Annotated in this window: 11 protein-coding genes; 9 read left to right on the forward strand and 2 right to left on the reverse strand. The window is 68.1% G+C overall.

Features of this window, described 5'->3' with window-relative positions:
- Positions 1 to 61: 61 nt before the first annotated feature.
- The 9 genes from infB to pnp all read left to right on the forward strand — a co-directional run bounded on the left by infB (position 62) and on the right by pnp (position 9,152).
- Entirely contained in the window at positions 62 to 2,776 is a 2,715-nt protein-coding gene (infB, locus tag VFQ64_RS01885; protein WP_325101601.1) for a translation initiation factor IF-2, read from the forward strand.
- 118 nt (positions 2,777 to 2,894) lie between these two features.
- Entirely contained in the window at positions 2,895 to 3,287 is a 393-nt protein-coding gene (gene rbfA, locus VFQ64_RS01890) for a 30S ribosome-binding factor RbfA (RefSeq protein WP_325101667.1), read from the forward strand.
- Positions 3,288 to 3,318: 31 nt separating this feature from the next.
- Entirely contained in the window at positions 3,319 to 3,579 is a 261-nt protein-coding gene (locus VFQ64_RS01895) for an AbrB/MazE/SpoVT family DNA-binding domain-containing protein (protein WP_325101602.1), read from the forward strand.
- A 5-nt stretch (positions 3,580 to 3,584) separates the two neighbouring features.
- Entirely contained in the window at positions 3,585 to 3,968 is a 384-nt protein-coding gene (locus VFQ64_RS01900) for a type II toxin-antitoxin system VapC family toxin (RefSeq protein WP_325101603.1), read from the forward strand.
- On the forward strand, positions 3,968 to 4,555 hold the full coding sequence (locus VFQ64_RS01905; RefSeq protein ID WP_325101604.1) for a thymidine kinase: 588 nt from the start codon (positions 3,968 to 3,970) through the stop codon (positions 4,553 to 4,555). The genes VFQ64_RS01900 and VFQ64_RS01905 overlap by 1 nt, the downstream gene beginning before the upstream one ends.
- Before the next feature lie 55 nt (positions 4,556 to 4,610).
- Positions 4,611 to 5,300 (forward strand): FkbM family methyltransferase, encoded by a 690-nt coding sequence (locus VFQ64_RS01910; protein ID WP_325101605.1) that lies wholly within the window; start codon positions 4,611 to 4,613, stop codon positions 5,298 to 5,300.
- 2 nt (positions 5,301 to 5,302) lie between these two features.
- On the forward strand, positions 5,303 to 6,307 hold the full coding sequence (truB, locus tag VFQ64_RS01915; RefSeq protein ID WP_325101606.1) for a tRNA pseudouridine(55) synthase TruB: 1,005 nt from the start codon (positions 5,303 to 5,305) through the stop codon (positions 6,305 to 6,307).
- Between the two features lie 22 nt (positions 6,308 to 6,329).
- Positions 6,330 to 6,599 (forward strand): 30S ribosomal protein S15, encoded by a 270-nt coding sequence (gene rpsO / locus VFQ64_RS01920; protein ID WP_325101607.1) that lies wholly within the window; start codon positions 6,330 to 6,332, stop codon positions 6,597 to 6,599.
- A 156-nt stretch (positions 6,600 to 6,755) separates the two neighbouring features.
- A complete protein-coding gene (pnp, locus tag VFQ64_RS01925; RefSeq protein ID WP_325101608.1) occupies positions 6,756 to 9,152 on the forward strand; it encodes a polyribonucleotide nucleotidyltransferase in 2,397 nt (798 codons plus the stop codon).
- Between the two features lie 77 nt (positions 9,153 to 9,229).
- On the opposite strand, the gene VFQ64_RS01930 is transcribed toward pnp, so the two are convergent.
- Positions 9,230 to 9,622 carry a response regulator transcription factor gene (locus VFQ64_RS01930; protein ID WP_325101609.1) on the reverse strand — a complete coding sequence of 131 codons (393 nt, stop codon included), beginning with the start codon at positions 9,620 to 9,622 and terminating at the stop codon, positions 9,230 to 9,232.
- A 34-nt stretch (positions 9,623 to 9,656) separates the two neighbouring features.
- Entirely contained in the window at positions 9,657 to 12,215 is a 2,559-nt protein-coding gene (locus tag VFQ64_RS01935) for a response regulator (RefSeq protein ID WP_325101610.1), read from the reverse strand.
- Between the last annotated feature and the right edge of the window lie 100 nt (positions 12,216 to 12,315).

Consider the following 12,315-nt stretch of genomic DNA (forward strand, 5'->3'; position numbering starts at 1 on the left):
CGCATCGGCACCCGGCGTTTCGCCGGAGCCTGCCGGCCGTGGTATTGAACGAGGAATCTGAGTGAGCGAGACCGACAACGACAAGCCCAAGCTCGGCATGCGCGCGCCCCTGGGGCTGAAGCGCACCGTGGAGGTGGGCAAGGTCAAGCAGAGCTTCAGCCACGGCCGCACCAACACGGTCGAGGTCGAGGTGAAGCGCCGCCGTATCCTCGGCCCCGGCGGCGGCCAGCCCGCCGCCCCGGTCGCCGTGCCCGAGCCGGTGGCGGCGCCGGTCGCCCGTGCGCCCGAGCCCGTCGCGCCCCGCGCGCCCGCCGGCGAAACCGCACAGGAGCGTCAGGCGCGTCTGTTGCGCGACGCCGAAGAGCAGCGGATGCACTCACTGGAGGACAGCCGCCGCCGTGAGATCGGCGAGCGCGAGCGCGCCGCCGAGGACGAGCGCCGCCGCGCCGAGGAGCGCACCCGGGCCGAACAGGAGGCCGCAACGCCCCCTCCCGCGCCCGTCGCGCCGTCGCCGGCCACTACACCGGCGCCGGTCGAAGCTGCGCCGGAGCCGGAGCCCGCCCCCACGCCGCGGCCGGAGCCCGAAGTGGTGCGCGCCGCGGAGGCCGCGGCCCCACCGCCGCCGCCTCCCCCGCCGCCGCCCCTCACCGCGCTGGCGCGTGATCCGGCGATGCCGGCGCCCCGCCGCTTCTCGCCCGTGGCGCGCCCGGACATCCCCAAGCCGCAGCCCAAGCCCGAGCCGGTAGCGGCACCGGCTCCGGCCCCCGCCGCGCCGGCTCCAGCCGGTCAGGCAGCAGGTGCGCGCGCTTTCGGCCCCGGCGCCGCGACGCCGCGCGCCGGCGCGCCGGCGGCTCGTCCGCAGCAGCGCGATCGCAAGGGCGATGAGCGCCGTGGCGGCAAGCTGACCGTCAACCGTGCGCTCGGCGAAGACGGCGCGCGTTCACGCTCGCTCGCCGCGCTCAAGCGTGCGCGTGAGAAGGAGAAGCGCCACTTCGGCCCGCGCGAGGCACAAGCCAAGCAGGTCCGCGACGTCCAGGTGCCGGAGGCGATCACCGTCCAGGAGCTCGCCAACCGCATGGCGGAAAAGGGCGCCGACCTGGTCAAGACGCTGTTCAAGATGGGCATGCCCGTCACCATGACGCAGACGATCGACCAGGACACCGCCGAGCTGCTGGTGACCGAGTTCGGCCACAACATCAGCCGCGTCTCCGCGTCCGACATCGACCTGCGGAACGACACGACCGACGACGCGCCCGAGACGATGGTCGCGCGGCCGCCGGTGGTCACGATCATGGGCCATGTCGATCACGGCAAGACCAGCCTGCTCGACGCGCTGCGCGGCACCGACGTGGTGCGCGGCGAGGCCGGCGGCATCACCCAGCATATCGGCGCCTATCAGGTCACGCTGAAGGACAAGTCCAAGGTCACTTTCCTCGACACGCCCGGGCATGAGGCGTTCACCGAGATGCGCGCGCGTGGTGCGGACGTCACCGACATTGTGGTGCTGGTGGTCGCGGCCGACGACGGGCTGATGCCGCAGACGATCGAGGCGATCGCCCACGCCAAGGCGGGCGGCAAGCCGATGATCGTGGCGATAAACAAGATCGACAAGCCCGAAGCCAATGCGCAGCGCGTCCGCGAGCGCCTGTTGTCCGAGGACGTGCAGGTCGAATCAATGGGCGGCGAGGTCCAGGACGTGGAAGTCTCCGCGACCAAGAAGACCGGACTGGAGGACTTGATCGAGAAGATCCAGCTCCAGGCCGAGCTGCTCGAGCTGCGCGCCAATCCCGACCGTTCCGCCGAGGGCACGGTGATCGAGGCAAAGCTGGACAAGGGCCGCGGCCCGGTCGCGACGGTGCTGGTCAACCGCGGTACGCTGCGCGTCGGCGACGTGTTCGTGATCGGCGCAGAGAGCGGCAAGGTCCGCGCGCTGATGGACGACAAGGGTCGCCAGGTGAAGGAAGCAGGTCCGGCGATGCCCGTCGAGGTGCTGGGCCTGTCGGGCGTACCGCAGGCGGGCGATCCGCTGCAGGTGGTCGAAAACGAGGCGCGCGCCCGCGAGGTCGCTGCCTATCGCGCCGGCGTCATCCAGAACAAGCGTACCACCAACGCGCCCGCCAGCCTGGAGAGCATGTTCTCCGCGCTCAAGGACAAGCAGGCGATCGAATATCCGCTGGTCGTCAAGGCGGACACGCAGGGGACGATCGAGGCGATCGTCGGGTCGATCAACAAGATCTCCACCGACCTGATCCGCGCGCGCATCCTGCATTCGGGCGTCGGCGGCATCACCGAAAGCGACGTGACACTGGCGGCGGCATCGGGGGCGCCGATCATCGGCTTCAACGTCCGCGCCAATGCCAAGGCACGCGAAATCGCCGAGCGGCAGAAGGTGGCGTTGAAATATTACGACGTCATCTATGACCTGGTCGACGAGATCCGCGCCGGCATGGCGGGCGAGCTCGGGCCGGAGGCGTTCGAGACGGTCGTGGGCCGCGCGGAGATCCGCGAGGTCTTCTCCGCGGGCAAGATCGGCAAGGCCGCCGGTCTGCTGGTCACGGAGGGCATCATCCGCAAGGCGCTGAAGGCGCGCATCACGCGGGCGGACGTCATCATCTATCAGGGCGAGATCGCGTCGCTCAGGCGGTTCAAGGACGATGTGGCGGAGGTTCGCGCCGGGCTGGAATGCGGTGTGACGTTCACGCAGAACTTCACGGACATCAAGCCGGGCGACGTCCTGGAGACATTCGAGGTCGAGATGCGCGAGCGGACGCTGTGATCCGCTCCCCCTCCCGCTTGCGGGAGGGGGCTGGGGAGTGGGCTCCCCGGTCACCGTTCCCGTATTTGGCTGGCCGTGGGCCCACCCCCGGCCCCTCCCACAAGCGGGAGGGAAGATGATGAAGAGCGACGCCACTCCAGAGACCCGCTCCGTCCGCCTGCTCCGCGTCGGCGAGCAGGTGCGGCATATCCTGTCCGAGCTGCTCCAGCGCGGCGAGGTGCATGACGATACCTTAGCCAAGCATCTCGTGTCGGTGACGGAGGTACGCATGTCGCCGGACCTGCGCCACGCGACGGTGTTCGTGAAGCCGCTGCTGGGCAAGGATGAGGACGTGGTGCTGAAGGCATTGCGCACCAACACAGCCTTCTTCCAGCGCGAGGTCGCGCACCGGGTGCAGACCAAATACGCGGCCAAACTGAAGTTCCTGCCGGACGAGAGCTTCGACGAGGGCACGCGGATCGACCAGCTGCTGCGCAAGCCAGAGGTGGCGCGCGACTTGAGCCAGGATTGACAGCTCGCCAGGTAAGACGCATCTTACCTGCATGAACATGTACACGAAGCTCTCGGGCAAAGGGCAGATCGTCCTGCCGAAAGCGATGCGTGAATTGAAGGACTGGCCGGCAGGTACAGACCTGGAGGTCGTTGACGCCGGCACCGGCGTGCTGCTGCGGCCTCGGGGCCCTCGCAAGACGCTGACCGTCGAAGAGGCGGTCGCGCGGTTGCGCAAGATTTACGTTCACCAGGGTCCGCCCGTGCCGCTCGATCAGCTCAGCTGGAACGCCGAAGGAGACGATCAGCCTTGAAGGCGGTGGACACTAACGTCCTCGCCCGCTTTCTGCTTCGCGACGATGACGAGCAGGCGCGGCTGGCCGAAACGGTGCTGGCGAAGCCAGTCTGGGTAACCACATCTGTCTGGCTCGAGCTGGGCTGGGTCATGGGCAAGCAGCTCAATCTTCAGCGCCAAACGCTTGCGGACATGTTGGAAGCCTTGCTCGAGCTCGAGACGATCAATACCGCCGATGGTGCCGGGTTGCGGTGGGCCGTCGATCGGTTGCGAGCCGGCGCCGACTGGGCGGATGTTGTCCATCTGATCTCCGCAAGCGGCAATGCCGCTACATTCTGCACCTTCGACGCCAAGCTGAAGCGACAGGCAGGCTCCGCCTCACCTGTCGGCATCGAGCATATCGTCTGATGGCCAAGCTCTATTTCTACTACGCCTCGATGAACGCGGGGAAGTCGACCAACCTGTTGCAGGCCGACTTCAACTATCGTGAGCGGGGGATGCGGACGATGCTGTTCACCGCCGGCGTCCACGACCGTGGCGGGGCGGGGGTGATCGACTCCCGCATCGGCCTGAGCGCGGCGGCGACGCCGTTCGACGTCGGCACGGATATCGTTCAGACGGTTGCGGCAGAGCAGGCGCACGGACCTGTGGCCTGCGTCTTGGTGGATGAATCGCAGTTCCTGTCCGCCGCGCAGGTCGATCAGCTCGCGCATGTCGCCGATGTCCTGAGCGTACCTGTCCTCGCATACGGCCTGCGCACGGATTTCCGCGGCGAACTTTTCCCCGGCTCGGCGCGGCTGCTCGCGATCGCCGACAGTCTGATAGAGATCAAGTCGGTGTGCGAATGCGGGCGAAAGGCGACGATGAACCTGCGCGTCGACGCCGCCGGCAACGCGGTGGCGGAGGGTCGTCAGGTCGAGATCGGCGGCAATGACCGCTATGTCGCGATGTGCAGACGGCACTTCAATCAAGCACTCCGGACAACGCTAGACTGACAGCCGTTGCAGGGGAGCGGCGACTGTGGCAGCGCTCCGCCGACGGAGATGCGGCATGTGGCGTAAGGCAGTTCAAGCGGCTTTGCGCCAGCGTGGTTATGTGCTCCGGCGCGAGCCCGAGCTCTCGGCGTTCCTGCGCAGCCGCGCGGTCGATCTGGTGGTCGATGTCGGTGGCAATGTCGGCCAGTTCGCCAGCGAGCTGCGCCACCTGGGCTATCGAGAACGCATCTGGTCCTTCGAGCCGGTCCAGGCGATCCATGCACAGCTTGCGCGCACCGCCGCGACCGACGCGCGCTGGCGGACGACCCGCACCGCCCTGGGGGCGCAGCCGGGCACGGCGAGCATCAACGTGTCCGACCTCGACGTGTTCAGCTCGCTGCGCTCCGCGACCCCGACGGCGGTCGCCTTCGACCCGCGATCGGCGGCATTGCGGACCGAAGAGGTGCCGATCGCAACCCTCGACTCCTTCATGGCCGACGACCCGGCACGCGCGCCGTTCATCAAGATCGACACCCAGGGCTTTGAGCGCGAAGTGTTGGAAGGCGCCGGCCAGACGCTGGCGCGCGCCGTCGGACTGCTGATCGAGCTCCCGATCGCCGACTTGTACGAAGGCGCCTGGCGGTTCCCGGAGGCGATCGACACGCTCGACAGGCTCGGCTTCGTCCCCGCTCAGTTCCGCGCCAACACGCCCGACCATGACGGGGTGAGCGCGTTGGAATTCGACTGCATCTTCCGACGCAAGTAGCGGTGCATGGCTGGCTGATCGTCGACAAGCCGCTCGGGCTGGGGTCCACGCAGGGTGTCGCCGCGGTCAAGCGGGCGCTTCGCGACGGCGGTTATGCCAAGGTCAAGGTCGGACATGGCGGGACGCTCGATCCACTGGCGACCGGCGTGCTGCCGATCGCGTTGGGGGAGGCGACCAAGCTGGCGGGGCGGTTGCTCGACGGGGACAAGGTGTACGCGTTCACGATCCGGTTCGGGGCGGAGACGGATACGCTCGATCTGGAGGGCAAGGTTGTCGCCGCCAGCGAGGTGCGGCCGACGCTCGCGGGTATCGAGGCGGTGCTGCCGCGCTTCACCGGCGCGATCGAGCAGGTGCCGCCCGTTTATTCGGCACTGAAGGTAGATGGCGTGCGGGCGTACGACCTGGCGCGAGCCGGCGAGGAGGTGGTGCTCGCGACGCGCAGCGTGACGGTGCATTCGCTTGCGATCCTCCCCGCCACGGGGAGGGGGACCGCCGCTGAAAGCGGGGGTGGAGGGGCCGGGCCGCAAGAGCAATCCTCTGCGGAGAAGCCCCTCCACCATCCGGCTGCGCCGGACGGTCCCCCTCCCCGTGCCGGGGAGGTTCTGGAAGAGGTCACGCTCACCGCGCATGTCTCCAAGGGCACCTACATCCGCAGCCTTGCCCGGGATATTGCGCGCGCACTCGGAGCGGTCGGGCATGTCACCATGCTCCGCCGCACCAAGGCCGGCCCATTTACCCTTGCGTCGGCGATATCGCTGGACATTCTGAGCCAAGCGGGTAAGGCGCGCAGCCTTGAACACCACCTCCTGCCGCTCGGCGCAGGGCTGGACGACATCCCGGCTCTTCCGCTTAGTCTCGACCAGGCAGGGGCGCTCCGTCAGGGGCGCGTGCTGGTCGGGATCGATGCCCTTGATGGCGTGACCCTCGCGACCCTCGACGATGTGCCCCAGGCATTGGTCGAGATCATCGACGGGCAGGTCCGCGTGGTCCGGGGTTTCAACCTGTAACTCGATGTCGAGGACGTAACGCATGACGATTACCGCCGAGCGCAAGGACGCGCTGATCAAGGAACATGGTCGCGCCGAGGGCGACACCGGCTCCCCCGAAGTCCAGGTCGCGATCCTGACCGAGCGCATCCGCAACCTGACCGAGCATTTCAAAGGCCATGCGAAGGACAATCATTCGCGCCGCGGCCTGCTGATGATGGTCAACAAGCGGCGCTCGCTGCTCGACTATCTCCGCAAGACGGAGGGGCAGCGCTACCTCGACCTCATCGCGAAGCTCGGGCTTCGCAAGTAATTCGCAAGGGCGCCTTCGGGCGCCCTTGTCGCATCCGCCCGCGCGCAATTCGGCGTATGTGGGCACGGAGCGACACATCGCTCCACACCGAAGCGGGCCGGCTTAGCCCGCAGATAGGCCCCGCTCACATTGGGTGAGCGGAGTGAAGGAAATAGAATGTTCGATACCAAAAAAGTCAGCATCGAGTGGGGCGGCCAGACGCTGACCCTCGAGACCGGGCGCGTCGCCCGCCAGGCCGACGGCGCGGTCCTCGCGACGCTCGGCGAGACCGTCGTGCTGTGCGCTGTCACCGCCGCCAAGTCGGTCAAGGAAGGGCAGGACTTCTTCCCGCTCACCGTCCATTACCAGGAGAAGTTCTCCTCGTCCGGCCGCATTCCCGGCGGCTTCTTCAAGCGCGAGCGCGGCGCGACCGAGCGCGAGACGTTGGTTTCGCGCCTGATCGACCGCCCGCTGCGGCCGCTGTTCCCCGAAGGCTTCTATAACGAGATCAACTGCATCGCGCAGGTGATGAGCTATGACGGCGAGAACGAGCCGGACCTGCTGGCGATGATCGCGGCTTCGGCGGCGATGACTTTGTCGGGTGTGCCCTTCATGGGCCCGATCGGCGCGGCACGCGTCGGCTATCAGGATGGCGAATACATCCTGAACCCCAGCGACGCGCAGGTCGCGGCGGGCGAGCTCGACCTGATCGTCGCCGCCACGCACGACGCGGTGATGATGGTGGAATCGGAAGCCAAGGAGCTGTCCGAGGACATCATGCTGGGCGCGGTGATGTTCGCGCACAAGGCATCGCAGGATGTCATCAACGCGATCATCAAGTTGGCCGAGCAGGCCGCCAAGGAGCCGTGGGACCTGCCCAAGGGCGCGGACCTGTCGGGCCACAAGGCGAAGCTGAAGGAGTTGATCGGCGGCGACATGGCGGCGGCGTACAAGCTGACCGACAAGCAGCAGCGCCAGACCGCGATCAACGCCGCCCGCACGAAGGCGCGCGAGGCGTTCGAGACGCTGAAGCACGAGAGCCCGGCCGAGTATCTGGGTACGCTGAAGCTGGTGAAGAAGGTCGAGGCGGAAATCGTCCGCGGCCAGATCCTCAACGACGGCGTCCGCATCGACGGCCGCGACACGAAAACGGTGCGTCCGATCGACGCGACGGTACACTTCCTGCCGCGCGCGCACGGCTCGGCGCTGTTCACGCGTGGCGAGACGCAGACCATCGCCACCACGACGCTGGGTACGCGCGACGCCGAACAGATGATCGATGGGCTGAACGGGCTCAGCTACCAGCACTTCATGCTGCACTATAACTTCCCGCCCTATTCGGTCGGTGAAGTCGGTCGCTTCGGTGCGCCGAGCCGTCGCGACATCGGCCACGGCAAGCTCGCCTGGCGGGCGCTGCACGCCGTGCTGCCGACCAAGGAGGAGTTCCCCTACACGATCCGCGTCACCTCCGACATCACGGAGTCGAACGGCTCCTCGTCGATGGCGACGGTGTGCGGCGGCTCCTTGTCGCTGATGGACGCGGGCGTGCCGATCAAGCGGCCGGTCAGCGGCATCGCGATGGGCCTGATCCTGGAGGGCGAGAAGTTCGCCGTGCTGAGCGACATCCTCGGCGACGAGGATCACCTGGGCGACATGGACTTCAAGGTCGCCGGCACGTCGGAGGGCATCACGTCGCTCCAGATGGACATCAAGATCGCCGGCATCACCGAGGAGATCATGCGGGTCGCGCTGGCGCAGGCCAACGAGGGCCGTGCGCACATCCTGGGCGAGATGGCCAAGGCGCTCGATCATACGCGCGAGGAGCTGTCGGCTCACGCGCCGCGGATCGAGAGCTTCCAGATCGACAAGTCCAAGATTCGCGAAGTGATCGGCACCGGCGGCAAGGTGATCCGCGAGATCGTCGCCACCACCGGCGCCAAGGTCGACATCGACGACGAGGGCGTGATCAAGGTCAGCTCGTCCGATCCGGCGCAGATCGAGGCGGCGATCGCCTGGATCAAGGGGCTGGTCGAGGAGGCCGAGGTCGGCAAGGTGTATGACGGCAAGGTCGTCAACATCGTCGATTTCGGCGCGTTCGTGAACTTCATGGGCGGCAAGGACGGGCTCGTCCACGTCTCCGAGATGAAGAACGAGCGAGTCGAGAAGCCCGGCGATGTCGTGTCCGAGGGCCAAGCCGTGAAGGTCAAGGTGCTCGAGATCGACCCGCGCGGCAAGGTCCGCCTGTCGATGCGTGTCGTCGACCAGGAGACCGGCGCCGAACTGGAGGACACCCGTCCGGCGCGCGAGCCGCGTGAAAGTGGCCGTGACGGCGGCGGTCGTGACCGTGGTCCGCGTGGCGGCGGCGGCGATCGTGGTCCGCGCCGTGACGGTGACGGTGGTCCCCGGGGCGATCGGGGTCCGCGTCGCGATGGCGACGGTGGTCCGCGTGGCGATCGCGGCCCGCGCCGTGACGGTGGCGGCGAGCGTGGTCCGCGTCCCGAGCGCGCTGCTCGCGACGACAACGGCCCCGCGCCCGAGTTCGCGCCGGCCTTCCTGACCGGCGACCGCGACTGATCGTATCGGTTAAACGCAAGACAAGAAGGAGGCCCGGAACTCAGGTTCCGGGCCTTTTTCACGACCGTACCCGGTGATCAGGACTGCGAAGCGGCTCCCCTCGCCCTTCGTGCGAGCAGTTCGTTGACGCGGAACACCAGCTCGTCGGGGTCGAACGGCTTGGTCATATAGTCGCTGGCGCCCTCGAAGAACGCGATCTCGCTGTCGCGGGTGCTCTGCCGGCCGGTCAGGATCAGCACCGGCGTATCGCAAAGGTCAACCGAGTCGCGCATCTGCCGCAGCACCAGCAGACCTGAAATCTCGGGCATGTTGCAGTCGAGGATGACCAGGTCGGGCCGGCGGGCGCGGATCACCTTCAGCGCATCGGCGCCATTGTCGAGCACGCCGACCGCATGGCCGGCGCCGATCAGTGCATCCCTTGCCAGTTCGCCGACGATCTCGTCGTCGTCCGCCATGATGATGCGCGCCATGCGGTCTCCAATCCAGAATGCGACGGGTGGTTCCTCAAGCGGCGTCGCGCATCGCGTGCACGGCGGCGCGGATGCATGCCGCCCGCTCGGACTCATCCCAGACGGCGATGCCCTCCTCCAGCTCGCGCGCGAGGTCGCCCAGCGCCGGCTCCTCGAACATGGCAGCGGTGCCGGCGAGCTTGTGGAGCAGCCCCGACACGTCGCTCAGCTCGGCGTCCGAGAAGGCGCCGCGGCGGACGAGTTGATCGAGTGCCGCCAGCGTCTCCTGCCGGCGCGCGACGTAGCGGTCGCGGATGCTGCCGCTCGGCTTCGCCGCCGCTTGGACCGGCATGGCCTCCGCCGGGCGGTGCTCGCCCCATTGCCGCAGCGCCGCCCCGAGCGTGGCGAGCATCACCGGCTTGGCGAGATGATCCTGCATGCCGGCCGCGAGACAGGCCGCGACATCGTCCGCATAGGCGTTGGCGGTGAGCGCGACGATCGGCAACTCCGCCGCGGACACGCCGCGCGAACGCAGCCGGCGCGTCGCTTCCAGCCCGTCCATGAGCGGCATCTGGACGTCCATCAGCACGAGGTCATAGGGTTGTCCCGTCCCCCGCGCGGCCTCGACCATGGCGATCGCCTCGCTGCCGTCCGCGGCGACATCGGCGGTCCAGTCGAGTTGCCGCAGCATGGCGGAGATGAGCAGCTGATTGACGTCGTGGTCCTCCGCCACCAGCACGCGGCGGCGCAGACCCGAGGGCGCTTGCGCGGCGGGGGCTACCGCCGCCGGCGCGGGCGCGGGCCTGGCGGCGGCGCACGCCGCCTCGTCGGCGGGCACGAGGGGCAGGGTCAGCACGAAGCATGAACCCGACGCGCAGCCACCATCGAGCACCAGCGCCCCCCCCATCAGCTCGGCCAGCCGGCGGCTGATCGGCAGGCCGAGGCCGGTGCCGCCGAAACGTGCGGCGGTCCCCGTCTCGGCTTGGACGAAGGTGTCGAAGATCGCGGCCTGCTGACCCGCGGGAATGCCGATACCCGTGTCCTCGACCTCGATCGACAGTATCGTGCCTTCAGGCGTTTCGAGCGATGCTGCGCGCATCGTGATCGTGCCTTCAAGGGTGAACTTCGCGGCGTTCCCGAGGAGGTTGAGGACGACCTGACGCAAGCGCAGCCCGTCGCCGCAGACCATCGGCGGCAGCGCGTCCGCGATCTCGACCTGGAGGGTCACGCCCTTCTGCGCGACCGCGGGCATGACCAGCCGCGCGCATGCCCTGAGCGCATGGCGCAGGTCGAATGCTTCGCTGGCGATGCGCATCTGCCCGGCCTCGACTTTCGACAGGTCGAGGATGTCGTTGAGCAGCCGCATCATCGCGCGCCCCGAATCGGCGATCAGCTCGGCCCGGCGGCGCTGTTCGGGGTCGAGATCGCCCGCGAGGAGCAAGTCGGTGAAGCCGATTACGCCGTTCATCGGCGTACGGATTTCGTGACTCATATTGGCGAGGAAGGTCGATTTCGCCTGCACCGCCTGTTCGGCATGACGCCGTGCCGACTTCAGCGCGATCTCCAGCTGCTTGCGCTCGCTGATGTCGCGGACCGAGGAGATCACCTCGGCGGGTCGCCCGTCCGCATCGCGCACCAGCCCGGCATTGGACTCCACCCATCGCCACGGATCGGGCCCGCTGCGCCCGGTGGTCCGGTAGGTGAGCGACAGGCGTTCCACGCTCCCGTCGCGCAACTGCTCAAGGGCATCGGTGAGGAGCGGCAGGTCGTCCGGATGAACGCCGTACGCGACGTGCTGTCCGACCACGGCGGCCGGGTCGACCTGGAGCACATGCCCGGTGGAGGGCGACGCGTAGAGGAAGGTGCCGTCGAGGGCGATGCGGAACACCGCGTCGGTGGCATTGGTCGCCAGCAGCCGCAGCTGCGCTTCGACCAGCTCGCGCTTGTGGATGTCGTCGGCCAGCTCGTCATTGGCCTGGCGCAGCGCGCGCAAGCGGAGCACGCGGTCATGCCAGACGAGGCCGGCCAGCAGCAGGATCAAGGCCACGCTGGCGCCCAGGACGCCGCGGGCGATACCCTTTAGGCGAGTTGCACGGCGTTCCCGTTCGCGCAGGAGCCGTGTCTCCTCGTCGTAAATGCGCTTCACCAATGACGCGATCTCGACATTCACCCGCCGGCTGGCCGCGCCGCCGACGATCCGCCGCGCCTCCTCGCCCCGGCCGCGGCGGACCAGGTCGAAAGTCAGATCGGTTTCGGCGAACTGCCGTCGCATCGCGCTGTCCAGCTTGGCGAGACTGGCCTGTTGGCGCGGGTTGTCGGCGGTCATCGTCTTGACCTGCGGCAGATGCGTGGTGGCATCGCGCCGGGCCGTGAGTGCTGCGACGAGATCGGCGGGGTCGCGGGTGAGCAGGAACTCCATGCGCGCGACCTCCGCGCGCAGCCGCGCGATCCGTACTCTGGCTAGCCGTTTCTGCACCTCCGTGGTGTGGAGCACCCAGCCGTTTGACAGGTTCTGCTGACGCTGCACGCCCGCCGCCGCGAGGCCGCAGCACAGCAACAGCGCGAAGCTGAGCATGACGAGGATCGGAGATCGCGCGCGGATTGGAACGGACATGAGGTCTCCCTATGCCGTGGATCTCCTAAACGCCGATGGTTACCGCTCTGATAACCGCGTTGCGCGTTGCGTCCGCGACGCGCGTCGGCCCTTCGAACTT

The organism is Sphingomonas sp., assembly GCF_035714405.1.
Classification (GTDB): Bacteria; Pseudomonadota; Alphaproteobacteria; order Sphingomonadales; family Sphingomonadaceae; genus Sphingomonas.